Source organism: Sphingobacterium sp. SRCM116780 (genome assembly GCF_021442025.1).
Classification (GTDB): Bacteria; Bacteroidota; Bacteroidia; order Sphingobacteriales; family Sphingobacteriaceae; genus Sphingobacterium.
On record NZ_CP090446.1, the window covers coordinates 1120394 to 1144524 of the forward strand.

The following is a 24131-nucleotide window of genomic DNA, read 5'->3' on the forward strand; positions in this document are numbered from 1 at the left end:
ATAAGGTTTTATTTCATAATAATATTGCATTTTTGCAGCTATGGAACAGAAGCTAAAAGAAATGATCAAATCTGATTTTGAAAAATACATGCGTTTTGCATTAACATCAACTAGATTTGGTTTTGATGTTTTCGGAGAATATGCGGTATCTGTGTTAAACTTTTATATTGGAAGTAATATTTTAACATTTTCCAATAAGCTTGAAGGTGCTATATATCTCGTCGAACTCTATAATGTCGGACTTGGAGGAGTAATGTCAAATGATGATATGAAAGAGTTGGCTCAAGTTTTTGCGCATGATCCAACTCTCGATTACAGTATTATTAAACCTATTTTTGATTAAGCTTGTTTGGTCCAAACTAAATTGTCAATCGTATAGCCTGATTCCTTAGCATAATCAAGAAAGTCTAGTTTTACATCTTCAGGTATACTTTTCTCTCGGGATAATAACCACATATAATCCAAGTTCTCTCCAAATATAAGCGCATGTTGATAGTTTGCGTCAATTTTGACAACATTGTACCCGCTATAAAACGGTCCAAAAAACGAAACTTTTAGAGCTCCTTTAGTGGGTGATTCGATAAATTTTGCTTTACCAACGGACTGTTTCCATTTATCCTTCTCCTTGTGAAACCCTTGGTTATTGACGGCAATACTGCCATCCATATTTTTATTGTACTCTGCGGTAACAAGTGAAAGTCCTTTTTCCCATTTAAAATCTAGTCGAGCGATTTCATACCATTTGCCCAGATAGCGGTCTACATCAAATGGTTCGACAACTTTAACGTTCGATTTGACGGGTTTCAGTGCATTGTAAGCTAGCGTAACTGCTGCAGAAGCAGCAAGTATCCATAATGATTTTTTCTTGTCCATCTTATTTTAATGTTATCTGTGATCATCTATAAGAACGTCAAAGTCAATACAAATGTTTTAGACCCAATGTAAATAAAAACTGTATTTTTGTGCGTTCTAAATAGATTAACGTGTATTCAAGAGAAGAAGTGAAGCAACTAAAAGAGACCTTTTGGACTCGGTTTGGCCAATATATGGCACTGCATGCATCAGCTGATGGTGAAAAAATTAATTGGGTAAACTATAGAACAGGTATTAAGAATCTTCGTTTTAAAATGGAAGCTGATAAGCGTGTTGCTTTGATAGCCATAGAATGGAATCATCCAGATGTAACCATGCGTTCCTTGATGTGGGAACAATTTGAACAATATCGAACGATTTTAGAACAAATACTCGGAGAAGAGTGGATTTGGGATTTAGAGATGCTCGATGAGTACGGAAAATCAGTGAGTATGATTTACATGACCCTGGAAGGTAAGAGTATTTTCAAACCAGAAGATTGGCCAGACCTTATCTCATTTTTCAAGCCCAGATTAATCGCTTTGGATGAATTTTGGTGCGATGCACAGTATGGTTTTGAAATTTTTAAAAGCTAAAATTGTTACTCAGATAGGGTTTTATTTGAACATGTAATTTTTACCTTTGCTCCATAATTTTATTGTTTATGAAAAATATATTTAAAGGTCTAATCATTTTGCTCTTGACATTGCAGCTATCATCTGTATTTGCATGGGGAACTATTGGACATCGTGTGGTGGCCGAAATAGCAGAACATCATTTGACAAGAAAAGCAAAAAAGAATATTAAAAAAATAATTGGAAACCAAAAGCTGGCGTATTGGTCTAATTGGGGTGATTTTATTAAATCTGATCCACATGAAGAATTTAAAAAAATGGGAAATTCTCATTTTATCAATACCAATCCACATTTGCCTTGGGCTGACTTTCAGGTAGCAATGGAAAACTCCAGTGAAGAAAATTTATATAAAACAATATTGCGTCTTGAAAACTCATTTTCTGATAAGAATTTAACACTTGACAAAAAGAAACAAAATTTATATATGCTTATTCATCTCATTGGTGATGCACACCAACCCATGCATGTGAGTCGGGCAGAAGACCAGGGAGGAAATAAGATCGAAGTGACTTGGTTTGGTAAAAAATCTAATATTCACCGTGTGTGGGACTCCGATTTAATCGATAATGAAAAGTATAGTTATACAGAATATGCTGGTGTTTTGGATATTTTAAATAAATCTGAAATCACACAGTTGCAAACAGGAAACTTAGCAAATTGGTTATTTGAGTCCAACCAATTGTCTGATAAAATTTATGCTGATGTAGAACATAACGCTAATCTTTCCTACAATTACATTTATGATAATATCTATACAGTAGAAAACTGCATGTTGAAAGGTGGTTTACGTTTAGCAAAAGTCTTAAATGATATTTTTGGATAATTTTTAATATATTTATTGGTATAAAGGGAAATGAATAGCTTCATTTCCCTTTTTTATTGTCAACACTTTTGGTTTTTCGGTATTATTGTTGTTGATAGAGTTGAACACACGATAATATCCTTTTCAGCAGCTTATATATGACTATATCTTTATTATTTAAAAAAATAATCCCTTTTGCAAAACCCTATAAAAATCTCATATTTTATACCTTAATCTTAACATTGGTTGGGTCTTTTGCTGCACAGATCAATGCATTTATATTGAAGTATACGGTTGATTCTATCAGTAACCTGATGGTTGCAAAAGAACCATTGTCAAAAGGTATGCACTTAATCGGAATGATTTCCGCGATTCTTTTGATTAAAGAAATAATCTATTCCTTAGTGCAATTTGGACAGAAGTTTTATGGTGAAAAATTACGAATTTTTATCGCCCGAGATTTCTCCCAACGTATTGTGGAGAAGATATTGACTTATAAAATGGCTTTTTATACTTCTGAAGAAAATGAAAGTGGCAAGCTTCAAACGCGTATCGATTCGGGCATCAGTTCATTAACCAGGTTAGTGCAGAATTTCTTTATCGATATTCTACCGCTATTTGCGAATGCTCTTGTTGCGTTAGTATGTATGTTTATGGCGAACGTCTACGTGGGGCTTGTAGGTCTAGCTGTAATCCCTATTTATTTTTATATCAGTCAATCGCAAGCAGGTAAGTTAAGTGGTTTCAGACGCCAGATGAGGAACTATCGAGAATCTAAAAATAATAGAATTATCAATTTGATCGATTCCATATTGGTTATTAAATCTTTTGTGCGAGAACCTGAAGAGGCGGCTCGACATGAAAAGATTCAGTATGAAATGACGGAAAATCAAATGCAAACTCGAAAGACGAGTTTTTTCTTTGATAGCTTAAAAAACTTTGTAGAGCAAATAGCCGTCGTGGCCATTATTGTCTTGACAGCTTATTTAGTATTGGATAATCAAATCACGATAGGGGCTATCATGTTTCATATTATGTTGTTTTCTAACGTTTCTGCGCCAATCCGGCAATTGCATCGGATCTATGATGAAGTCAACGACGCGCTAATTTATTCCGAATCATTTTTCGATATTTTAGAATCGGATTATCTGGTAGAAGGAAATGGCAATTTTAAACCAGATAAAGTCAAAGGTCACATCAGTATCCAACAGGTTTACTTCGACTATCCGAATGGTACAACAGCACTTAAAAATGTCTCTTTTGACATTAAACCGAACCAAATTACAGCACTTGTTGGTTTAAGTGGCGCTGGTAAAAGCACGGTTATCAATCTTTTGGATAAATTTTATGAACCTACTTCTGGACGTATCCTGTTAGATGGTGTCGATCTGAGAGATTATGATACCAACTTTTTAAGGAAAAATATTGGGATGGTTTTACAGCGAAATCATATTTTTAAAGGATCTATTTTTGAAAATATTGAATATGGAAAAATAGGAAGTAGTCAGGAAGAAGTTATAAAAGCGGCTAAAGAAGCGTATATACATGAACAGATTATGGAACTTCCTCATGGCTATGATTCTGGAGCACATCTATTATCAGGTGGGCAACAACAGCGTATTGCCATAGCTAGACTATTTTTAAAGAATCCACCGATTATCTTCTTGGATGAACCCACAGCAAATCTGGATGCCATTGCTACGGAACAGATTAAAAATAGCTTAGATGCCATTAAAAAGGATCGTACGGTGATTATTATATCGCACAGTATTTCGCAGATTATCGATTCAAATGAAATCGTCGTGATGGAAAAAGGGCAGGTGGTAGAAAAAGGGATTCATGAGGAGCTCTATGATCATCGAGGAACTTATTATAAAATATTTTCAGCGATGGCTAGCAGTCTTAATTTGGATAAAATTAGTAAAACGTTACATCATTAATTGTTTTTACCATGTAAATACATCCCGATGACCACAAGAAAAATTCCAGTTAGCGCCAGATAGCTAGGGAAGGGGCTATGTAGAATGATAATTTCTCCTATTAAAGTGAAGATGACTTCCATCGCTTGTGTTGCTTCTACTGCAGCTAAAGCTTTGTGATCATGTTGTATAAGTTCTGTTCCTTTAAAGAAAAGAAGGGTTGCGATAACACCTGCAAAAATCGCGACAAGCAACGTCTGTAAAAGTTGATCTTGACCTGGAAGGCCATATTCATGATAACCAAATAGCATGAGGATTATCCAAAAGGGCATACTGGCGATTGTCATTCCTAATGTTCGTTGATAGGTGTCGAGTGATCCTTGTGTTAAGATCATCATTTTACGATTTCCAAGCGGATAGGCAATCGCTGCTATTAAAACAGGGATAGTACCCAACAATAAGACTGACCAAGAAGTGGATTTAGCTTCCGCCATTTGCATGACCATGATCCCTAAGAAAATAATACTAGAAAAAAACAAGACAGCTTTTGAGATCGGTTGACGTTCTTTTCTACGTTGTAATAACGGGCCAATAAACATTCCTGCAATAATTGTAAACTCAAATGTTCCTGCAACTAACCAGGAAGGCCCATAACTGGCTCCGAATGTCAATAGGGCATAAAATAAACCGAACCCTATCGTACTCCAAAGCAACCATTGACCTATATTTTTGCTCATTTCAACCAATAACTGTTTGAGATTTCCTCTTGCCAGGACAATGAGTAACAAGATGGGGAGCATCCAGACAAATCGTAAAGCAGCAGACCATTGCCAACCTCCTCCAGATACAGCCATCATACGGTTGAGGACAAAGGTAGTGGCAAAAAATACGGAAGCGAATATACCTAAGGAAAGTGCTTTTGATTTAACTGTTATGGGCATGCTGTAGGGACTGTTGTCATTAAAATGACGCCAAAGTAATCAATGTCTTCGATAATGTCAATAGGTATAATTGTCATGATTTTTGAAAAGTTATTCTAATTTATGCATCAATTGTTACTAAAATTTGTTTATTTTGCATACTTAATAAAACAAGAGCATAGAAAATTAATCAATATGATTATACAACCAAGAACTAGAGGTTTTATTTGTTTAACCTCGCATCCAGAAGGAACTGCGCAAAACATCAAAAACCAGATTGAATACGTAAAATCCAAAGGCGAAATTGCTAATGGTCCTAAAAAAGTATTGGTCATTGGTGCATCTACGGGATTCGGTATTGCATCTCGTATTTCGGCAGCATTTGGTTCTGGAGCAGCAACAATTGGTGTGTTTTTTGAAAAACCAGCAGCAGAAGGTAAACCAGGAACTGCAGGTTGGTATAACACTGCGGCTTTTGAGCAAGAAGCACAAAAAGCTGGTCTTTATGCAAAAAGTATCAATGGTGATGCTTTCTCTGATGATATCAAAAAACAAACAATAGCATTAATTAAAAAAGATTTAGGACAAGTTGATTTAATCGTCTATAGTTTAGCTTCTCCAAGACGTACACATCCTAAAACAGGTGTGGCTTACGCTTCGGTGCTAAAACCAATTGAGGTTCCTTTTACAAATAAAACAGTAGATTTTCACACAGGAGTGGTATCGGATATCACGATTAACCCTGTTGAGAATGACGAGGAAATTGCAAACACCGTAGCAGTAATGGGAGGGGAAGATTGGAAATTTTGGATAGAAGATTTAAAAGAAGCTGGAGTTTTAGCAGAAGGTGTTAAGACTGTCGCTTATTCTTATATTGGTCCAGAATTGACTTATCCTATTTACCGTAACGGTACAATTGGTCGTGCTAAAGATGATTTAGAAGGAACAGTACCAGCAATTAATGCACTCTTAAAAGATCTTAACGGTATCTCATATGTTTCTGTTAATAAAGCGTTAGTGACACAATCAAGCTCAGCGATTCCTGTTGTACCTTTATACATTTCATTGTTATATAAAGTGATGAAAGAAAAAGGTATACACGAAGGTACAATCGAGCAAATGCAACGTTTATTTGCAGAAAGATTATATACGGCTGACGGTCATGTTAAACTGGATGATAAAGGTCGTATTCGTGTAGACGATTTGGAAATGAGAGCAGATGTTCAAGAAGAAGTTGCTCAGCTTTGGGAAAAAGCAACTACGGAGAACTTGTCTGAGATTTCAGATATTCAAGGTTACCGCGATGATTTCTTCAACTTATTTGGTTTTAATTTTTACGGTATCGATTACGAAGCTGATACCAATGAAGTCGTAAATGTACCTAGTATCTAGGAGTTAACGCACATATTAAAATAATAAAGGCAACCCAATAAGGTTGCCTTTATTATTTTAATCCTTATTCTCCGATGCTATTTTCAGCAGCTCATGGAGTGTTTTCCAATTTCTAGTTGTGGCAGAAACCTTTAATTTTGATTCGATGAAGTTATTGGTCAATTTAGTTTTTCCATATCCATTTGGACAGTAGAGATAGACCGCTCGATCTATTAAGAAGATTTCTTCATCAGGTTGTTTTTTGTCCACGATAAGACTCAGATCCTGTATTTCTGGAACTTTTGATAATAACGTTACATGAAAGTAAGATTGATCTTTATTCTTATCTGTCAATAAAGGATTTTGATTTAAAATTGTTTTCAAATCGTTACTACGAATAACAAGACAGGGGATTTCATAGCCAAAATCTTGCAGGATCATATGCTTGATCTTTTGCTCCAATGCTAACACATCTCTTATGTCAGATTGAAATATAATATTTCCACTTTGGATATAGGTCTTGACATGCTGAAAATCTAATGCCTGTAAAGAGTTTCTCAAAGCTTCCATCTTGATGATATGATGTCCACTTACATTGATGCCTCTCAATATCGCTATGTACATAGTCCTTCGTAATTAATGATTCAATAATATGAAAACAAAATGAATACGAATATAAGCATTCAGGTTTGATGATGATAGGAGTAATCCGCACCTTAGATTAGGTTCTTTACAAATAGAATTAAAGTAAAAAGGCTCATAATTTACATATGAGCCTTTTTATCAATTCTATATAGAATAGATTAATGCTTGAAGTGACGTACTCCAGTAGTCACCATCGCTAATCCTTTTTGGTTACACATATCAATAGATAATTGATCTTTAATCGAACCTCCTGGTTGTAAAACTGCTGCTATACCTGCTTCGGCTGCAATTTCTACACAATCAGGGAATGGGAAGAAAGCATCAGAAGCCATAGAACATCCTTTTAAGTCAAATCCAAATGCATTCGCTTTTTCAATCGCTTGTTTCAAAGAGTCAACACGTGATGTTTGACCAACACCTGAAGTAATCAATGTACCATTTTTAGCAAATACAATGGTATTTGATTTGGTGTGTTTAACAATTTTATTGGCGAAAAATAAATCTTCTAACTGAGCTGCGGTAGGTACAACATTTGTTACTGCAGTCATTTGCTCAGGTCCTTCAACCGTATTGTCTTTATCTTGTTGAATGACACCATTTAACAAGGTTTTGAATTGTTGCTTCGGTAATTGAACATCTTTACGAACAAGAATAATACGATTTTTCTTTGCCGTAAGGATTGCAATGGCTTCTTCAGTATAAGAAGGGGCTATTAAAACTTCGAAAAATAAATTGTTGATTTCAGTAGCCGTTTCCACATCTACTTCACCGTTGGTAATTAACACGCCACCAAACGCAGAAACAGGATCACAAGCTAAAGCATCAACCCAAGCTTGTTTTATAGTTGTGCGAGAAGCAACACCACAAGCATTTGTATGTTTTAAAATAGCAAATGTTGGTTCTTTAAATTCATCGATAATGGATACAGCTGCATCCACATCAACCAAATTATTATACGATAATTCTTTACCATTTAACTTGGTAAACATCGCATCTAAATCACCGTAGAATACCCCTTTTTGATGTGGGTTTTCTCCGTAACGTAATACTTGAGCTTTTTGTACAGATTCTTTGAATACATCTAACGTATTTTCTTGATTGAAGTAGTTGAAAATAGCGGTATCATAATGAGATGATGTATTGAAAGCAAGCTTAGCAAATTCTTTACGTTGCTCCAAAGTTGTTGTTCCTTCTTGTGAAGCTAACATTTCTTCTAATGCTTTGTAGTCATTTTTTGAAGATAAGATAACCACATCATTAAAGTTTTTTGCTGCAGCGCGAATTAAAGAAATACCACCGATATCTATTTTTTCAATAATATCTTGCTCAGAAGCTCCAGATGCAACCGTTTCTTCAAAAGGATATAAATCAACAATCACCAAGTCAATCTCAGGGATTTCATATTGTGCTAATTGTTGTTGATCACTATCTAAGGGTCTTCTTGCTAAGATACCACCAAATACTTTTGGGTGTAATGTTTTTACACGACCACCTAAAATAGATGGATAGCTTGTTAAATCTTCTACAGGAACAACATCAATACCTAATTCTTTGATGAAAGTTTCTGTGCCACCTGTAGAATAGAAGGTAACACCGTATTTATTTAACAATTGAATTAATGGTGCTAAGTTGTCTTTGTAATATACCGACACTAAAGCATTTTTAATCTTGACAGAATGGCTCATTAGTATAATTTGTTTGCTGCGGCAAAGATAGGTAAATAATAACTATACAGCAACCCTTTAGCCTGTATTGGATATAAAAAAGACTGCAGGAAGCAGTCTTTTGATTAATTATAAATTTTTTCCTTTAAATCTTTGCAGATCTGATCCGTTATTGTCCAAATAGGTTCAGGATCGTCCGTATTATTAATGATCACCTGATCGCAAGTATCTTTAAATGGTAATAGATATTCATTGTAAGAAGGGACAACATGATTGACCCATTTATACATAACATCATCTTCGAAATATCCACGTTCAATCAAATCACGACGTAATCTTCTTTCCAGAGCTATCTGCTCTTCTGCGTCTAAAAAGATACGATGATCGATTAAATGGTTGACTTCAGTGTAATGATAAATAAATAAACCTTCAATAATTAAAATTGGTGCTGGCTTGATTTCCAACATTTTTGGTTTTATTGCAGGGTTATTAAAAGTATACTCTTCTTTATAAATTGTATTTCCTTCAAAAAGATTATTGATATCTTTATAAAAGGCATCCCTGTCTATGGATGTTGGGAGGTCAAAATTATACAATCTGTTTTCCTCTTGTGTCTTTGTATTGGCAGGAATGTAATAATCATCTTGTGAAATGAGTGTAACTTCTTCAGGACTAAAGTGCTTTAAAAAACAATTTAGAAAAAATGTTTTACCAGAGCCGCTACTACCTGCGATTCCAATGACATATGGCTTTTTATTCATTTAATATATTATATTCGATAAATCGATGGATACTACTCCTCTAATGGGACTCCATAAGTGATTTCGATTTGAAAACGTTTATCTAGAGCACCAATATAGGCAGCTGCAGATTTAGATAAAACAACTATAGCATTATGAGTATCCGCATTTTCATTGAATTTTCCAACGACCTTTGCATAGGTTACACTTCGTGTCATAGGGTTTGTAATCTTTAATATAGTACCGATTGCAGCAGTTTTATGCAAAGCTAAATTACTTGTTTCGCTAGAATTCAACCCCTCTATCCAAACGCCAATTCCACGTTCTGTTTTTTCACGAATTCCGTATTTATTTGCGGTAATATGAGGTTCTTCTACAGCAGAGGTATCTGGAGAGATTAATATCGTATCAGGTTTCAGTGGGCCATCAAATACATTGGTATTTATGCCACTAATTCCACTTTGGGATGGAATTTTTAAAATCTGACCTCCACTAATACTATTGGAAACGAGATTATTAGCTCTTTTAATTTCTTCAACAGTGACATTGAATTTTCGTGAAATCGCATATAATGTTTCCTGATTACCAACCTTATAATCAGTTAATTCTTGCTGAGAGCCTTTATTTGCACCTTTTTTGGTGTTATTTGTATCTGAATGATACATTCTTCCAGTTGGAATTTTGACAACTTGACCAAGAGCTAAGGTGGTATTACCATTTATTTCCGTTAGTTTCCCAACACTAGTTTTATACCTTTTGCTTAGTTGATAATAATTATCTCCTTTTCCAATTTTAAAAAGAACATATTGTTGCCCATTAACGACCTCCATGCCAATGGAATCTGGAGGAGCTGTAGGTGAAAAGATATGTGCAGAAACTTTGTTATGATTGATGGCTAACATTGTTAATGATAAGAATGCAAGCGTTTTATATGTATTCGATTTTAATAAAATTTTCATGATGTTTACAATTATACTAAATACGATACAAATTCTCGTTTATTGTGTGTCAAAAGAAAAATCTGACAGCCAATTTGAAAATAGATCTGTACCAGTTTTAGTCCCAAATGTTTAATAATTATTGCTTCATCCCAAATCTCATTTTTATCTGAAATAAGCAGTCTAATATCGTAATTCTCCCCATGTTTTTCATGAAAACACCATAAAAAATGATCTTGGCATTTACTAATCCATAGGTCTTCATTGTTCTTATAATGTTCTAAAAAAATTGGTTTTTGTCCCTTAAACTCCAGGGGAAAGACTATGTCATTTTCAAAAGGTTTAATTTCCGATGGTACAGTTGTTAAAATATCATATGTAAGGAGAGAGAAATATTGTTGAAAACCAGCAGTAATATGTTGAGGTCTGATTTGTATATAATCTTTTAATACTGTTAAATATTGGTATTGATGAAACAGATATGTTTCATTTGGTTCTTCATAATTTAAGATCCAGACACCTGGACTAACCGGACTATTCTCCGAAATCTTTCTCAAAATCACGTACTTTTTCTGAATTGCTGCTAAAGTCCATTCTTTTTGAGGAAGCTCAAAGTGGTTTAAAAGAATCGATCCATTAAAACGGATAACAGTAATATAAGCGACTGTTGTTTCTGGATCTCGACACTCCAAGGCGATTAATTTACTTTGTCCATCTACTTCTATTCTCCAGATTGGAAATCTGAAGGTTTGAGAAAATGCTTTAGAAATAGTATATTTAGACATTAGCTAATGAAATTAATCGCTCGTTTCTTTATATAGTAAATTATGGAAGGCAAAATTAGTAAATCATTTTTAATAACACTCTTTTTTAGCTTCGGATTATTCTTTTCTAGTTTAGCGCAAAAGGTATATGTGTTTGAATTGAAAGAAGAAATAGGTCCAAGTGCTTGGAAAACAGTTAAACAGGCTTTCGATAGTGCTCAAAATAATAAATCAGATTATATTTTAATGGAGTTGAATACGTATGGAGGGGCGTTAAATTTTGCTGATTCGATACGAACGAAGCTATTGGACTCCAACATAAAGTCGATCGTTTATATCAATAACAATGCGGCTTCCGCAGGTGCGTTGATTTCTTTGGCAAGTGATTACATTTATGTTCATCCAGGAAGTAGTATAGGAGCAGCGAGTGTCGTCAATGCCGAAGGAGAGGTCCTTCCTGAAAAATATCAATCCTATATGAGAGGATTAATGCGAACCACAGCTGAAGCTCGAAAACGAGATCCGCAACTGGCAGAAGCATTTGTTGATCCCAATATTTCCATACCTTCCATAAAAAAAGACGGTCAATTGGTTACTTTAACAAGTGGAGAGGCTGTCAAATTTGGTTTAGCAAAAGCTGAAGTCGCTAATCGGGAAGCGATCTATAAAGATTTAAACCTAGTGAATGTTCAAGAGACCATCTATCGTAAAGGAGCAATTGATCATATCATCAGTTTTCTCATTAATCCAGCGGTTAGCGGAATTCTAATTTTATTGATCATTGGAGGTATTTATGCTGAGATGCAGGCTCCAGGATTAGGTTTTGCAATTGCAGTCGCTATAATAGCAGCTCTATTATTTTTTGCACCACTTTATATTCAAGGTCTGGCGGCAAATTGGGAGATAGCCATTTTTGTAGTCGGATTGATCCTGATCATCTTAGAAGTCTTTGTCATCCCGGGTTTTGGAATTGTCGGTATTTTAGGAATAATTTTCGTTATTTGCGGATTGACGTTTAGTCTGGTCGCAAATGATTTTTTAGATTTTAAACTCGCTTATCCAGGTATGTTATTTAATTCGTTTTTGTTAGTTATGGGAGCCATGATACTATCCGTAATATTAATGGTGATATTTGGAAAGAGCTTATTAAAAACTCCAGTTTTTAGACGACTTGTTTTACAAGATGAACAAAAATCTGAAGAAGGGTATACTTCTTCTATTTTGAAGTCTAATCTATTGAATAAAGAAGGAGTGGCAAGGACGGTTCTGCGACCATCGGGAAAAATTGAAATAGAGGGTGTGTGGTATGATGCCGTTGCGTTAGATGGTTTCATTGAAGAGGGAGAAGAGGTGTATGTTGATAAACATGAGAACTATAACCTGTTTGTAAGACGGAAATCAGAAAAAGGATAAAATTTACATCACAAAAAAGCCTCTATTTCAAAAGAAATAGAGGCTTTTTTGTGATGTAGTAACTATGTCGTTAGAACTTTGTTCCTATTGTTAAAACAACATTTGTTCTACTGTTTTTAATATCGGCACGTGGACTAGTGGTATTCCAATCACCTTCATAAGTGATGGAATAAGGACTTTCCTTATAATTGTTTGCACTGTACATTCCAGTTAAATCGGCATAGAAACCACCACCTAATTTAGCTCCAAGACCTGCAGAGATGCCATAAGTCTGATAGTCTGCATCTTTATATGGATTGCCATTATAATTGAAACCAGCTCTACCACTGAATGTTTTGTCTAATAATACTTCACCACCAACACGTACATTTAATGCAGATTGGTAAGTCGCTTTAATGTTATCATTCATTTGTTGTTCGGTCAATTTATTGGCATTACTAGCATCTCTAAAACGCATACTTGCATAATCTACAAATTCTACTTCTGCCGTTAATAAACCGGCAGAGAAATATTGTGTAGCACCTAAAGATAATTTATAAGGTGTTTGTAGATTATAATCATACGAACTATCGTAGTATTTTGATTCAAAGTTTGAAAATGAATTGTCCTGACCTGGTTTGAAATAATTGATATCGGTATAAGCTGTAGATTCATCTGTGATAGACATGAAGGTAGGCGTCTTCGCTGTAAATCCTAAACTAAAAGCAGGCGTTACTTTATAAATCATACCTAACTTAAAGTCAAAGCCTGATCCTTGTGTTACCTGTCCATAATGGTCAAATAATTCATAGTCAACATCGACGTAAGCGGCTTCAGGTTTTGTAGGATCTAAATAAGGAGAACTCGGGTTTAATGCTCGGATACCAGCAGCAGTTTTAGTCATGCCATATTCTGTAAATACAGCAGATTTTTCATATTGAAAATCAGTGAGACTAAAGGTTGCTCCAATGTAAAACCTATTACTATAATTTGAACCGAAAGATAAAGCTGTTTCAGATTTTCCTCCTTTACTCCAAACGGAATTGAACTGTTCGCTTCCTTTATCTTCAGCCAAAGGGAAATAAAATTTACCAGCCTTATCAAAGGCTTCTTCAAACATGTAAGAGCTGAAAAAATCATCAGACCAGGCAGAACCATCGGTATCGATCATGCGATCTGCATAAGCATGTGTGATGGAATTGTCCGTGTTAACACCTTGATAATCTAATTTATTATCAAATAAATTCGTTCTATTATAGGCAATACCCACATTAAAGTTTAACCATCCTTTTGTTAAATCTCCACCATATTTGGTTGTTGGTAAATGAAAGACAACCCCACCATTATCCAAGTTGAAATTATCCGTGTTATTATCCTTCTTTGTGCCAAAATAGTTGGACTTATTTTTATTATATTGATAACGTAGCGTTCCAGATATATCAGATTGGTTATAAAATCCCAAACCAGCAGGGTTACCTGTTATTGAACTAATATCGCCACCTAAAGCTGTAGAAGCACCACCTAAGCCTTTAAAACGAGCTGTTCCTCCATTATCTCCTTGAGAGAATAAAAGTACATCTGCTGTATATTGTGCTTTTGCAGTACCTACCATACCTAGAGCAAGTACACTTCCAAAAAATATTTTTTTTATAGTCATTGAGTTTAGTTAATAGGATATGAGAAAAGGAATGATTGTTATATGCAATCATTCCTTAATATATTATTACTTGTATTATCTTGTACGGCCACCACCGCCACCGCGTGATGATCCACCACCACCGAATCCACCACCAGATGAACGACTTGAACCGCCACCACCATTGTAACTACCACTCGATTGTGATCGACTAGGTGAGTCCATTCTTGGTTGTGTTGAACGAATAGGTTCACTACTACGTGTTCGTGAACTTTCACCTCTTCCAATACTTCTATTTGGCGATTGTTGAACTCTTTCTGAGCTTGATGGGCGAGTTCTACCTACACCACGGTTATAGGAATCTGATGAGGTATTTCTTGTTCTACCAACACCATTCTCATAATTTATACCGTTGTTGTTCGATCCAATTCTGGTTCTACCCACTCGATTACTTGGATTGTTGCTAGAAGCAGAACGTGTTCTACCAACACCGTTGATTCTACCATTCGCATCTCTTGAAACCGTTGTATTTGATCTTGAGTTTCCTGAATATCTTGAATTTCCTGATCGAGGACGACTATTGTAACGATCACGGTAAACCGAACGACTCGCTAACTGACGAGATCTATAATTTCCCCAATAGTTGCCATAGCCACCGCCCCAGTAATTGCCACCCCAGCCACCATAGTATCCGCCATATCCCCAGCCTGAATACCATGGGTTATAACCAAAGCCGAAACCGATAGACCATCCTGGTCTCCAGCCACCATAACCAAAGCCAAAACCAAATGATGAGCCATACCAGCCTCCGTAACCCATACCATAACCATACCATGGGTCAAAGAATGGATCAAAGTATGTCATCCCTGGAGATGAATAATAAAATCTATTGATACGATTGGCATATTCTAAATCTTCATATCCTCCATCTTGATATTCTTCATCAGAATAATCATCGCTATAATAGCCATTATCTTGTCCCTGAGTTTGATCCACCTCACTTTCATCCGTATAATAATAATCTGGATTTTGGTAAGCTTGCCTTGCTTGCGCATTATTATTGTAGACATCATCACCATAAGTGACTTGCCTGCTAGTGGTACAAGAGCCTAGCGTTAAAGCTCCTGATATTGCAATAGCGCCGAGTAAAAAACTATTTTTTTTCATAATATCCTAAGTCGTTATGTTCGACAATACAGTCTAATTTACTATCTTAGACCCAAATTCCGAATAAGGGTTTAATCCTGTTCTCAAAAATAATAAATATTTCTTTTTAGAATTTTATATTCCTTAATAAGACGGAATTCTTAATCATAATGTTACAATAAATTTTTGAAATAATAATATGGGTAAAGGTATAACAAGTCGTGCAGAAGACTATTCACAATGGTATAATGATCTGGTAATCAAGGCTGACTTGGCAGAATATGCTGCAGTAAGAGGGTGTATGGTAATTAAACCATATGGATATGCTATTTGGGAGCGTATGCAAGCCGTGTTAGATAAGAAATTTAAAGATACTGGTCACAGTAATGCCTATTTTCCTTTGTTCATCCCCAAATCTTTTTTCTCTAAGGAAGCTTCTCACGTAGAGGGTTTTGCAACGGAATGTGCAGTGGTAACCCATTATCGTCTGAAAAATGATGGTCATGGAAATATTATTGTCGATGAAGATGCGAAGTTAGAGGAAGAACTCATCGTTCGTCCAACCTCTGAAACGATTATTTGGAATACCTACCGGGGATGGATTGAATCCTACCGCGATCTTCCTATTTTAGTTAACCAATGGGCGAATGTTGTACGTTGGGAAATGCGTACACGCTTGTTTTTACGTACTACAGAATTCTTGTGGCAAGAAGGTCATACGGCTCATGCTACGCAGGAAGAAGCCATCGAAGAAACAGAAAAAATGCTACACGTATATGGTGACTTCGTAGAGAATTATCTAGGAGTGCCTGTTATCCGTGGTCGTAAGACAGAAAATGAACGTTTTGCCGGAGCCATTGATACCTATTGTATTGAAGCTTTGATGCAGGACGGAAAAGCATTACAAGCGGGAACTTCACATTTTCTAGGGCAGAACTTTGCAAAAGCTTTTGATGTTAAATTTACCTCTAGAGAAGGTAAGCTGGAGCACGTATGGGCAACCTCTTGGGGTGTTTCTACCCGTTTGATGGGCGCTTTAGTGATGGCGCATTCCGATGATCAAGGATTGGTATTGCCTCCAATGTTGGCTCCGATTCAAGTTGTCATTGTTCCTATTTTCAAAACGGAGGAAGAGAAGCAAGCAATTGATACGTTTATTGATGCATTATCTACCGAATTAAAAGGTAAAAATATTTCAGTGAAATATGATGATCGTGACACGCAAAGACCTGGATACAAATTTGCAGAATGGGAATTGAAAGGGGTGCCTTTACGTGTCGCAATTGGTGCACGTGATATGCAAAATGGAACAGTGGAATTGGCCAGACGTGATACACAAACGAAAGAAACAGTTGAACAAGTTGGTCTTGGAAATAGAATCGAAGGATTATTGACGGAGATCCAGGAAAACATTTTCCAAAAAGCGTTAAACTATAGAGATTCACATATTACAGAAGTTAACTCTTATGAAGAGTTCAAAGAAGTGTTAGAAACAAAAGCAGGTTTCATTTCTTGTCATTGGGATGGAACTGTCGAAACAGAGAAACGTATCAAAGAAGAAACAAAAGCGACCATCCGTTGTATTCCTTTAGATGCGAAGGAAGAAGAAGGTATTTGTATTTTCACAGGTAAAGCATCAACAAAGCGTGTTTTATTTGCGAAAGCTTATTAAATCATACTAATCGCTAGCTCATGCGTTATCTTATATTAGGATGTGGATGGGTAGGAGAGTACGTGGCAAAGTTATGGTTGAAAGAAGGACATGAAGTCTGGGCTTCAACAACAACAAAAGAAAAATACCATCGGTTAGTTGCCGATGGTATTTTTGTATTTGAACAGAATTTTGACAGACAAGCTACTATTCCTACCGATTTGCCAAAAGCTTTTGATTTTATCTTGGTCAGCATACCCGCAACCCATAAATTTACATTAGAAGAACTGCGACATCGATTTCTTCATGTGAGTCTGTTTTTGCAGGGGTTAACGTATCGGAAAGTAATATTTTTAAGTTCTATAGGCATCTATCCTGATGTTTCTAAAGAAATTGATGAGTATACATTTCCGGAAGAGGAACTGCAAGAAAAACTTTTACTGGCAGAAAAAGTAATGAGTCAGTTTCCGAACAGACATATTTATCGCTTGGGAGGACTGTTTGGGCAAAGCCGCATATTTGCCAAATATTTTCAAAATAAAGTATGTACTACAGGGGGACAACTGGCAAATTTTATTCATATCGAAGATGTCGCTAATTTAATAACCCAAGGTTTTGATGGACAGTTAACACAAGAGATATACAATGTCGTAGCACCTGAACATCCTTTAAAGAAAGAGGTGATTTTAGCATCTGCACTCAAGTATGGATTTGAGCTTCCCAGTTCATTCGACGATCAGGATTCTTTTCAAAAAGTTGTTACAGGAGAACGTTTGCAAAATGACTTGAATTATACTTTTAACTATAAATCTCCGTTAGATTTTTAATAAATTTACCTTTTCGAATTAACATAAATATTTAAAAACATGGCATACAAGTTTGCAACGAAAGCGATTCATGCTGGTCAGCAATCCGATCCGACCACGGGTGCGGTGATGACTCCTATATATCAGACATCGACATACCAACAGGCGTCTCCAGGCGACCACAAAGGATATGAATATTCTAGAGGAACAAACCCGACACGTAAAGCATTGGAAGACTGTTTGGCCGCCTTAGAAAATGGTCAACATGGCCTAGCTTTTTCAAGTGGCATGGCAGCAACTGATTGTGTGCTTCGTTTACTGAAACCAGGAGATGAAGTCGTGACAGGAGATGATTTATATGGGGGATCATATCGGATCTTCACTAAAGTTTACGAACCCTACGGCATTGTATTCAAATTTGTCAATACTTCAGATGTAGCGGCTGTGCGTGCTGCAATAACGGATAAAACAAAACTAATCTGGATCGAAACACCGACTAATCCAACCTTAAAATTAGCAGACATTGCTGCTATTGGAGAGGTTGCCAAAGAGAAGAAAGTGCTGTATGCAGTAGATAATACTTTTGCATCCCCTTATTTACAAAATCCATTGGATTTAGGAGCAGATATTGTCATGCATTCCGCGACTAAATATATCAACGGTCACTCCGATGTGGTGATGGGTGCTTTAATTATGAATTCAGAAGAATTATATAAACAATTATTCTTTTTTTATAATGCAGTAGGAGGTACGCCAGGCCCTCAAGATGCTTTTTTGGCACTTCGCGGTATCAAGACCCTACACCTACGGATGGAAGCACATTGTGCGAATGGACGTAAAGTTGCTACCTATCTAAAAAATCATCCTAAAGTTGAAACAATATACTGGCCAGGATTTGAAGATCACCCAGGACATGAAATTGCTAAAAAGCAAATGCGTGATTTTGGAGGTATGATTTCTATTGTCCTGAAAGATGCTGATTTGAAAGAAACCTTTCGTATCGCTTCCCAATTTAAAGTATTTACATTGGCGGAATCTTTAGGAGGGGTAGAATCATTAATCAATCATCCAGCGACGATGACGCATGGATCAATCCCAAAAGAAACACGTGAAAAAGTGGGTGTAGTCGATAATCTGATCCGTATCTCGGTGGGGATAGAAGATGCGGATGACTTGATCGCAGATCTAGAACAAGCTTTAGTATAAATAAAGAAATAAAATTTAACCATCATCACTATCTTTTATGTTAAGATCGTGATGATGGTTTTTATTTGATAGCAATGGCAGATTTTAACATCAAGGATTTTCTTGACCAAAAAGTAGCGGAATACAATCAACCTAATTTTATTCCGAATGATCCTATCTGTATCCCACATCGTTTTCAGAAGAAAGAGGATGTTGAAATCATGGGATTTATAGCAGCTATTCTAGCTTGGGGACAACGGAAAACGATCATTAATAAATGTACCGAACTGATTGAGCGGATGGATGGTAGTCCGTATGATTTTATTATGAATCATCAGGAAACTGATCTGAAACAATTATTGGGATTTAAACACCGGACATTTAATGATACAGATTTGTTATATTTTGTTCAATTTTTCCGATACCATTATAACCATTTTTCATCTTTAGAAGACGCTTTTCTCATTGGTCAGGAAGATGCGGATACAATCCTATTGGAGCAAGCATTAGATGCATTTAAAAATTATTTTTTCTCGCTTCCGGATTATCCGCTAAGAACACGAAAACATATCAGTTCACCTGTTCAAAAATCTACTGTCAAACGCATCAATATGTTCTTGCGTTGGATGGTGCGTGATGATGATAAAGGAGTTGATTTTGGTATTTGGAAACGACTAAATCAAAAAGATTTGATCTGCCCTTGTGACGTTCACGTCGAAAGGGTAGCTCGAAAATTTGGCTTGATTACTTTAGACAAAGTGAATTGGAAAACAGCAATAGAACTAACTGAAAATCTACGATTGTTAGATCCACTTGATCCTGTAAAATATGATTTTGCTTTGTTTGGGCTAGGAGTGGAAAGAGAATTGTAAGCAGATCAGATTTTTTTCATAAACCTGATCTGTTGTATGTGATCCTTTTTTTAATAATTAACAGCGTAATACTCCTTTATCAACGTGATGAAGGTATGCAAAACAGGATGCTGACTTTTATGATCATAAGCCATGATGATTTCCGTTTGAATCTCATTCTCTTTTAATTCATGAAAATCCAATAATAAATCTGTTTCTTGTTGCGCGACAGAAGCAGGAACAAAAGCAATACCTAATCCATTGGCGACCAATTCCAATATCGAATGCATGGTATTACATTCGTGCACAATCTGCGGATGAAAACCGATGCGGTTTGCACAAGCGATGATTTGATGATGGTAATCTGTTGCATAATTTGAATTGTACGAAATAAAATCTTCCTGCATCAATGTTACAGCATCCATATTTCCCTTCCAACCTTTTGGAGTAGCAAGACAAAAAGAATCTTTAAACAGAGAATCCACTTTCAGATCTGTCGTGAAGATAGGAGCGCGGAGTATGCCCAAATCTAATTTGCCATTTTCTAATGCATGTTTTTGTTTTTGAGAAGACGTTTCAAATAAGTAGACATGTAAATAAGGAAACTCATTTTTAATCTGTTTCAAAATATCGGCTAACATTTTCTTTGGTGTAGAGCTGATATAACCTAATCTAAAATCTCCCGAAATAGCATGATGCAATTGTTTAGCCATCAATTTTGCTTTCTCCAGCTGTTGCATCAATTGATCACATTCCTTTAAGAAATAACGACCCGCATTTGTTAATTCTACCCGTTTGTTATTTCGGTAAAACAGAATGATCCCCAACTCTTTTTCCAGATCTTTGATTTGACGGGTGAGGGGTGGTTGTGATATATGAAGCCTGTCTGCTGCACGTCCGAAATGCAACTCCTCCGCCACTGCTTTGAAATAATGTAAATGTCTTAATTCCATCGATACTTGCAAGGTATTAATAATTGCTAAAAATAGTATTTTTAAAGTATTAATCTATGCTTTAGATTTGAAAATCTTAAAAAACGAACACATGGAACAAAAATCAACCTTAAAAGAAATTGAAGAACGGTTCGATCAGGATGTCGAGCGATTTTCTAATCTGGATACGGGACAGCAAACGACTTTGGATGCACTGTATAATATGGAGCTAATGACGGATGGGATAGCAGCCGTATACCCCAATTTAGGTGCTGTATTGGATATTGGTTGTGGTGCGGGTAATTATCCGGTAAAATTAGGTACTAAGGTTTCAAACTTTGATTGCACATTGGTTGATCTAAGCCAACCGATGTTAGACCAAGCAAAAAAGCGTGTATCCGCTGTCACCAATGGTCAAGTTGAGATTTTAAAAGGTGACTTTAGAACTGCAGCTTTACCAAACAATAATTATGATGTGATTATTGCCACAGCGGTATTGCATCACCTTCGCGACACAGCAGATTGGGAAACCGCTTTTAGAAAATTATTTGATTTGCTGAAAGATGGAGGAAGCATATGGATTTTCGATTTGGTCACGCAAGAAGATCATGCCATTCAAAATTTGATTTATCACAACCGCTATGGTGATTATCTAACAAGCTTAAAAGATGAACAATATCGTGATCATGTATTCGCTTATATCGAAAAAGAAGATACGCCACGTAGCTTGACCTATCAGTTGGATTTGTTGAAAAAAGTAGGATTTAAATCTGTCGATGTTTTGCATAAAAAATTAAACTTTGCTTCTTTTGTAGCGTTTAAATAATGTTTTATTCATCTAGCGATAAATAATAAATAAGATGTGGCGATTACAAGCTCAACTTATTAATTGAACCCTAGTTTGTTGCAATTTAAGTTTGAAATTGTTTGCTATTAACTTGAAACCAAAACAACAATTAATAGGGTAATAATAGGGGTTTTATAGGGGGTTAGTAGGGGTTTAATAGGGATATATCCCTACTAATACCCTATTAAAACCTACTTAAATCTATCTGATACCTATCTTAATTAAGAATCTATATCCTTTTTAGTATTCAGCTACCTTTGAAAATCCACCCCTTAGTAGCTAATATGACAAAAATCGATGTACCGTTATTGGGGTTGACAATTGTCTGCCATTGCACGGACAACTGAAAATCGTAAGACATTTTTTAAATTTCGGACATTGTTTATTATCTTTTTGTGAACGGAAAAATTGCAACTCTGACCAAAAAGGAAATCGAGAAAATAAAAATATTTAGTACTTTAGATTGCTACCAATGCCTTGAGCAACAGGATGCAGATTGAGTAAGTAAAATTACTTGACCATTCTTCCATCCAACAAACACAAGTAGTATATGCAAAAAATAAACGAAATACATGACAGCGTACAACGACACGATAAGTTGGGCATAAAATTCAACTCAACTGAAAACCCTTATCTGTCTGCTGATATTCAACAAAAATTGCTTCAACCTCGTAAGTTGTCTTCCTATTTTATTGTACTCATTGAAAGTGGCTCTATCAACTATACATTGGATTTGCAGGACATTACCCTCACAGATGGACAATTGCTTTTTGCAATGCCTAATCAGCAGATTTTTATGCCAGCAAATAAGGCCGATAATCTTAAATATTTTAAGGTACTGTTTGATGAAAACACTTTGGCATTGCTTCCACAACAATTTTCTTTTTTAGTTAATCCTTTAAATACGCAAAAAATAATTCTTAGCGATACCACGAGGCAACGCGTACAAAAAGTTTTTGAAATTTTAAATCAGTTACTTCAAACAGATAAAAACCAACCAGACACAGAAATAATATTAGTTTATTTGAACGCATTATTGGCAGAATTAAATAGCGCCTATTTCAAAAATAAAGAGCCCGTAAATGTTTTAAATACCAATTTGTCAAAATTTATTGCGTTTAAATTAGTCGTAGAAACACATCTCATTGAGCAACCTTCTATCCATACGATTGCTGAAAAATTAGCCCTGTCTACCAACAGTTTATACCGCATTGTAAAAGAATATTCAGGCGTTTCACCCAAGAATTTCTTTACCAGCCGTTTGATGGTAGAAGCCCAACGAAAACTGCATTATTCAAATCTTTCTGTAAAAGAATTGGCTTACGAATTAGGATTTAATGATGCTGATTATTTTTCTAAGCTTTTCAAAAAATGTACAGGGAAAAGCGTAACGGAGTTTTTAGGAAAGAATCAAGATTTGTCGGGTAAATAAAGTGATTCGTCCATCCCCCTTCTTTTTTAGCACTATACATTTGCTTCATTAATTTTAAAAAAAAGAAATGAAATCAGCATTAGTAACAGGAGCTAACAAAAGCATTGGCTTTGAAGTTGTCAAGCAACTTGCTCAAAAAGGAATTTATGTTTACCTCGGCAGTCGTAACTTAGAAAACGGTATGGAAGCTGTTGATAAACTGAAAGCAGAGGGACTAAATAATGTAGAAGCTATTCAGCTTGACATTACGGATGACGAGTCAGTAAAAAATGCCCGTTTAGAAATAGGCAGAAAAACAAAAGTACTGGACATACTTATTAATAATGCGGGCATTTATGGTGGTTACACACAAACTGCACTCGACGCAACTATTGACCAGTTTAAAGCAACTTATGATGCAAATGTTTATGGCGTAGTAAGAGTGACACAGGCATTTATTGATTTACTGAAAAAGTCGTCAGAACCTCGTATTGTAAATGTAAGTTCAAGCCAAGGTTCAATTACCCTGCACAGCGACCCAGCATATAAATACTACGACTACAAAGGCGTTGTATATCTTTCTTCAAAATCAGCCATGAATATGTTTACCGTTGTTTTGGCTTATGAACTAAAAGATACCGCTTTCAAAATAAATGCTGTTTGCCCCGGATTTACCAAAACAGATTTCAATGGTCATCGTGGACCAGGTAGCATCGAAGATGCCGGAAAACGAATTGTAAAATATGCTTTGATTGACAAAGACGGAGCCACAGGTAAATTCTTTAGTGAAGAAAATAATCCTGAAACAGGTGAAATACCTTGGTAAAAACTGATAAAACAGAAATCTTTACTACATTGAAATTGGTCACGTTACACAAAGAAACCGAAACACAAAAGGTATTTCAATTAACGATATCATGTTATTTCTTAATGGATGTCGAAATGCTAAATACTTTTGGCTATTCAAAAGAACTGATTAATCTCAAATCTTTTATAAAGCAATTTATATGGATACCTAAAACT

General features: G+C 35.7%; 23 protein-coding genes. 13 read left to right on the forward strand and 10 right to left on the reverse strand.

All coding sequences use genetic code 11. The annotated features are described in order from the left end of the window. Window positions 1-40: 40 nt before the first annotated feature. A complete protein-coding gene (locus tag LZQ00_RS04880; RefSeq protein WP_234512420.1) occupies window positions 41-343 on the forward strand; it encodes a hypothetical protein in 303 nt (100 codons plus the stop codon). On the opposite strand, the gene LZQ00_RS04885 is transcribed toward LZQ00_RS04880, so the two are convergent. Next, window positions 340-873 carry a lipocalin family protein gene (locus tag LZQ00_RS04885; RefSeq protein ID WP_234512422.1) on the reverse strand — a complete coding sequence of 178 codons (534 nt, stop codon included), beginning with the start codon at window positions 871-873 and terminating at the stop codon, window positions 340-342. The two genes, LZQ00_RS04880 and LZQ00_RS04885, sit on opposite strands and share 4 nt — an antisense overlap. Before the next feature lie 110 nt (window positions 874-983). On the opposite strand from LZQ00_RS04885, the gene LZQ00_RS04890 reads away from it, so the two are divergent. The 3 genes from LZQ00_RS04890 (at window position 984) to LZQ00_RS04900 (ending at window position 4230) form a co-directional block, all read left to right on the forward strand. After that, window positions 984-1448 carry a DUF4268 domain-containing protein gene (locus tag LZQ00_RS04890; RefSeq protein WP_234512423.1) on the forward strand — a complete coding sequence of 155 codons (465 nt, stop codon included), beginning with the start codon at window positions 984-986 and terminating at the stop codon, window positions 1446-1448. A 68-nt stretch (window positions 1449-1516) separates the two neighbouring features. After that, window positions 1517-2311 (forward strand): S1/P1 nuclease, encoded by a 795-nt coding sequence (locus LZQ00_RS04895; RefSeq protein WP_234512425.1) that lies wholly within the window; start codon window positions 1517-1519, stop codon window positions 2309-2311. Window positions 2312-2448: 137 nt separating this feature from the next. Next, a complete protein-coding gene (locus tag LZQ00_RS04900; RefSeq protein WP_234512427.1) occupies window positions 2449-4230 on the forward strand; it encodes an ABC transporter ATP-binding protein in 1782 nt (593 codons plus the stop codon). Here LZQ00_RS04900 and LZQ00_RS04905 read toward each other — a convergent pair. After that, the gene (locus LZQ00_RS04905) at window positions 4227-5150 is read right to left on the reverse strand and encodes a multidrug resistance efflux transporter family protein (RefSeq protein ID WP_234512429.1); all 924 of its coding nucleotides are present in this window, start codon (window positions 5148-5150) and stop codon (window positions 4227-4229) included. The two genes, LZQ00_RS04900 and LZQ00_RS04905, sit on opposite strands and share 4 nt — an antisense overlap. Before the next feature lie 174 nt (window positions 5151-5324). Here LZQ00_RS04905 and fabV point away from each other — a divergent pair, with 174 nt between their 5' ends. Further along, on the forward strand, window positions 5325-6521 hold the full coding sequence (gene fabV, locus LZQ00_RS04910; RefSeq protein WP_234512431.1) for an enoyl-ACP reductase FabV: 1197 nt from the start codon (window positions 5325-5327) through the stop codon (window positions 6519-6521). Between the two features lie 57 nt (window positions 6522-6578). Here the strand turns inward: fabV and LZQ00_RS04915 are convergent, their stop codons facing one another. The 5 genes from LZQ00_RS04915 to LZQ00_RS04935 form a co-directional block, all read right to left on the reverse strand. Beyond that, window positions 6579-7124 (reverse strand): DUF1697 domain-containing protein, encoded by a 546-nt coding sequence (locus LZQ00_RS04915; protein ID WP_234512433.1) that lies wholly within the window; start codon window positions 7122-7124, stop codon window positions 6579-6581. Window positions 7125-7303: 179 nt separating this feature from the next. Next, a complete protein-coding gene (gene purH, locus LZQ00_RS04920) occupies window positions 7304-8830 on the reverse strand; it encodes a bifunctional phosphoribosylaminoimidazolecarboxamide formyltransferase/IMP cyclohydrolase (protein WP_234512435.1) in 1527 nt (508 codons plus the stop codon). 104 nt (window positions 8831-8934) lie between these two features. Beyond that, on the reverse strand, window positions 8935-9570 hold the full coding sequence (locus LZQ00_RS04925) for a uridine kinase (RefSeq protein WP_234512437.1): 636 nt from the start codon (window positions 9568-9570) through the stop codon (window positions 8935-8937). Between the two features lie 32 nt (window positions 9571-9602). Further along, on the reverse strand, window positions 9603-10508 hold the full coding sequence (locus tag LZQ00_RS04930; protein WP_234512439.1) for a LysM peptidoglycan-binding domain-containing protein: 906 nt from the start codon (window positions 10506-10508) through the stop codon (window positions 9603-9605). A gap of 11 nt (window positions 10509-10519) precedes the next feature. Further along, window positions 10520-11272: a hypothetical protein gene (locus tag LZQ00_RS04935; protein ID WP_234512440.1), complete on the reverse strand. Its 753-nt coding sequence runs from the start codon at window positions 11270-11272 to the stop codon at window positions 10520-10522. Between the two features lie 42 nt (window positions 11273-11314). Here LZQ00_RS04935 and LZQ00_RS04940 point away from each other — a divergent pair, with 42 nt between their 5' ends. After that, window positions 11315-12664 carry an NfeD family protein gene (locus LZQ00_RS04940; protein ID WP_234512442.1) on the forward strand — a complete coding sequence of 450 codons (1350 nt, stop codon included), beginning with the start codon at window positions 11315-11317 and terminating at the stop codon, window positions 12662-12664. 70 nt (window positions 12665-12734) lie between these two features. On the opposite strand, the gene LZQ00_RS04945 is transcribed toward LZQ00_RS04940, so the two are convergent. Both LZQ00_RS04945 and LZQ00_RS04950 read right to left on the reverse strand, forming a co-directional pair. Continuing rightward, on the reverse strand, window positions 12735-14300 hold the full coding sequence (locus LZQ00_RS04945; protein WP_234512444.1) for a hypothetical protein: 1566 nt from the start codon (window positions 14298-14300) through the stop codon (window positions 12735-12737). Window positions 14301-14375: 75 nt separating this feature from the next. Beyond that, window positions 14376-15446 carry a hypothetical protein gene (locus LZQ00_RS04950; RefSeq protein ID WP_234512445.1) on the reverse strand — a complete coding sequence of 357 codons (1071 nt, stop codon included), beginning with the start codon at window positions 15444-15446 and terminating at the stop codon, window positions 14376-14378. A 178-nt stretch (window positions 15447-15624) separates the two neighbouring features. Between LZQ00_RS04950 and proS the strand changes: the two genes are divergently transcribed. The 4 genes from proS (at window position 15625) to LZQ00_RS04970 (ending at window position 19939) form a co-directional block, all read left to right on the forward strand. Continuing rightward, entirely contained in the window at window positions 15625-17097 is a 1473-nt protein-coding gene (gene proS / locus LZQ00_RS04955; RefSeq protein ID WP_234512447.1) for a proline--tRNA ligase, read from the forward strand. A gap of 20 nt (window positions 17098-17117) precedes the next feature. After that, complete coding sequence (locus tag LZQ00_RS04960; protein WP_234512448.1) at window positions 17118-17903, forward strand: GDP-L-fucose synthase; 786 nt, start codon at window positions 17118-17120, stop codon at window positions 17901-17903. A gap of 39 nt (window positions 17904-17942) precedes the next feature. After that, window positions 17943-19088: a cystathionine gamma-synthase gene (locus tag LZQ00_RS04965; protein ID WP_234512450.1), complete on the forward strand. Its 1146-nt coding sequence runs from the start codon at window positions 17943-17945 to the stop codon at window positions 19086-19088. Window positions 19089-19162: 74 nt separating this feature from the next. Beyond that, complete coding sequence (locus LZQ00_RS04970) at window positions 19163-19939, forward strand: TIGR02757 family protein (protein ID WP_234512452.1); 777 nt, start codon at window positions 19163-19165, stop codon at window positions 19937-19939. A gap of 50 nt (window positions 19940-19989) precedes the next feature. On the opposite strand, the gene LZQ00_RS04975 is transcribed toward LZQ00_RS04970, so the two are convergent. After that, the gene (locus tag LZQ00_RS04975) at window positions 19990-20871 is read right to left on the reverse strand and encodes a LysR family transcriptional regulator (protein WP_234512453.1); all 882 of its coding nucleotides are present in this window, start codon (window positions 20869-20871) and stop codon (window positions 19990-19992) included. Between the two features lie 91 nt (window positions 20872-20962). Here LZQ00_RS04975 and LZQ00_RS04980 point away from each other — a divergent pair, with 91 nt between their 5' ends. The 3 genes from LZQ00_RS04980 (at window position 20963) to LZQ00_RS04990 (ending at window position 23934) form a co-directional block, all read left to right on the forward strand. Beyond that, on the forward strand, window positions 20963-21676 hold the full coding sequence (locus LZQ00_RS04980) for a class I SAM-dependent methyltransferase (protein ID WP_234512455.1): 714 nt from the start codon (window positions 20963-20965) through the stop codon (window positions 21674-21676). 571 nt (window positions 21677-22247) lie between these two features. Next, a complete protein-coding gene (locus LZQ00_RS04985; RefSeq protein WP_234512457.1) occupies window positions 22248-23129 on the forward strand; it encodes an AraC family transcriptional regulator in 882 nt (293 codons plus the stop codon). 67 nt (window positions 23130-23196) lie between these two features. After that, a complete protein-coding gene (locus tag LZQ00_RS04990) occupies window positions 23197-23934 on the forward strand; it encodes an SDR family oxidoreductase (protein WP_234512459.1) in 738 nt (245 codons plus the stop codon). Window positions 23935-24131: the final 197 nt, after the last annotated feature.

What these genes read in the sequence shown, in the direction of transcription:
- LZQ00_RS04930 (WP_234512439.1), bottom strand. Translation starts at nt 10,508, where the DNA reads ATGAAAATTTTATTAAAATCGAATACATATAAAACGCTTGCATTCTTA.
- LZQ00_RS04935 (WP_234512440.1), bottom strand. Translation starts at nt 11,272, where the DNA reads ATGTCTAAATATACTATTTCTAAAGCATTTTCTCAAACCTTCAGATTT.
- LZQ00_RS04980 (WP_234512455.1), top strand. Translation starts at nt 20,963, where the DNA reads ATGGAACAAAAATCAACCTTAAAAGAAATTGAAGAACGGTTCGATCAG.
- LZQ00_RS04965 (WP_234512450.1), top strand. Translation starts at nt 17,943, where the DNA reads ATGGCATACAAGTTTGCAACGAAAGCGATTCATGCTGGTCAGCAATCC.
- proS (WP_234512447.1), top strand. Translation starts at nt 15,625, where the DNA reads ATGGGTAAAGGTATAACAAGTCGTGCAGAAGACTATTCACAATGGTAT.
- LZQ00_RS04975 (WP_234512453.1), bottom strand. Translation starts at nt 20,871, where the DNA reads ATGGAATTAAGACATTTACATTATTTCAAAGCAGTGGCGGAGGAGTTG.
- LZQ00_RS04925 (WP_234512437.1), bottom strand. Translation starts at nt 9,570, where the DNA reads ATGAATAAAAAGCCATATGTCATTGGAATCGCAGGTAGTAGCGGCTCT.
- LZQ00_RS04940 (WP_234512442.1), top strand. Translation starts at nt 11,315, where the DNA reads ATGGAAGGCAAAATTAGTAAATCATTTTTAATAACACTCTTTTTTAGC.
- LZQ00_RS04895 (WP_234512425.1), top strand. Translation starts at nt 1,517, where the DNA reads ATGAAAAATATATTTAAAGGTCTAATCATTTTGCTCTTGACATTGCAG.
- LZQ00_RS04900 (WP_234512427.1), top strand. Translation starts at nt 2,449, where the DNA reads ATGACTATATCTTTATTATTTAAAAAAATAATCCCTTTTGCAAAACCC.
- fabV (WP_234512431.1), top strand. Translation starts at nt 5,325, where the DNA reads ATGATTATACAACCAAGAACTAGAGGTTTTATTTGTTTAACCTCGCAT.
- purH (WP_234512435.1), bottom strand. Translation starts at nt 8,830, where the DNA reads ATGAGCCATTCTGTCAAGATTAAAAATGCTTTAGTGTCGGTATATTAC.
- LZQ00_RS04880 (WP_234512420.1), top strand. Translation starts at nt 41, where the DNA reads ATGGAACAGAAGCTAAAAGAAATGATCAAATCTGATTTTGAAAAATAC.
- LZQ00_RS04990 (WP_234512459.1), top strand. Translation starts at nt 23,197, where the DNA reads ATGAAATCAGCATTAGTAACAGGAGCTAACAAAAGCATTGGCTTTGAA.
- LZQ00_RS04945 (WP_234512444.1), bottom strand. Translation starts at nt 14,300, where the DNA reads ATGACTATAAAAAAAATATTTTTTGGAAGTGTACTTGCTCTAGGTATG.
- LZQ00_RS04885 (WP_234512422.1), bottom strand. Translation starts at nt 873, where the DNA reads ATGGACAAGAAAAAATCATTATGGATACTTGCTGCTTCTGCAGCAGTT.
- LZQ00_RS04915 (WP_234512433.1), bottom strand. Translation starts at nt 7,124, where the DNA reads ATGTACATAGCGATATTGAGAGGCATCAATGTAAGTGGACATCATATC.
- LZQ00_RS04905 (WP_234512429.1), bottom strand. Translation starts at nt 5,150, where the DNA reads ATGCCCATAACAGTTAAATCAAAAGCACTTTCCTTAGGTATATTCGCT.
- LZQ00_RS04970 (WP_234512452.1), top strand. Translation starts at nt 19,163, where the DNA reads ATGGCAGATTTTAACATCAAGGATTTTCTTGACCAAAAAGTAGCGGAA.
- LZQ00_RS04960 (WP_234512448.1), top strand. Translation starts at nt 17,118, where the DNA reads ATGCGTTATCTTATATTAGGATGTGGATGGGTAGGAGAGTACGTGGCA.
- LZQ00_RS04985 (WP_234512457.1), top strand. Translation starts at nt 22,248, where the DNA reads ATGCAAAAAATAAACGAAATACATGACAGCGTACAACGACACGATAAG.
- LZQ00_RS04950 (WP_234512445.1), bottom strand. Translation starts at nt 15,446, where the DNA reads ATGAAAAAAAATAGTTTTTTACTCGGCGCTATTGCAATATCAGGAGCT.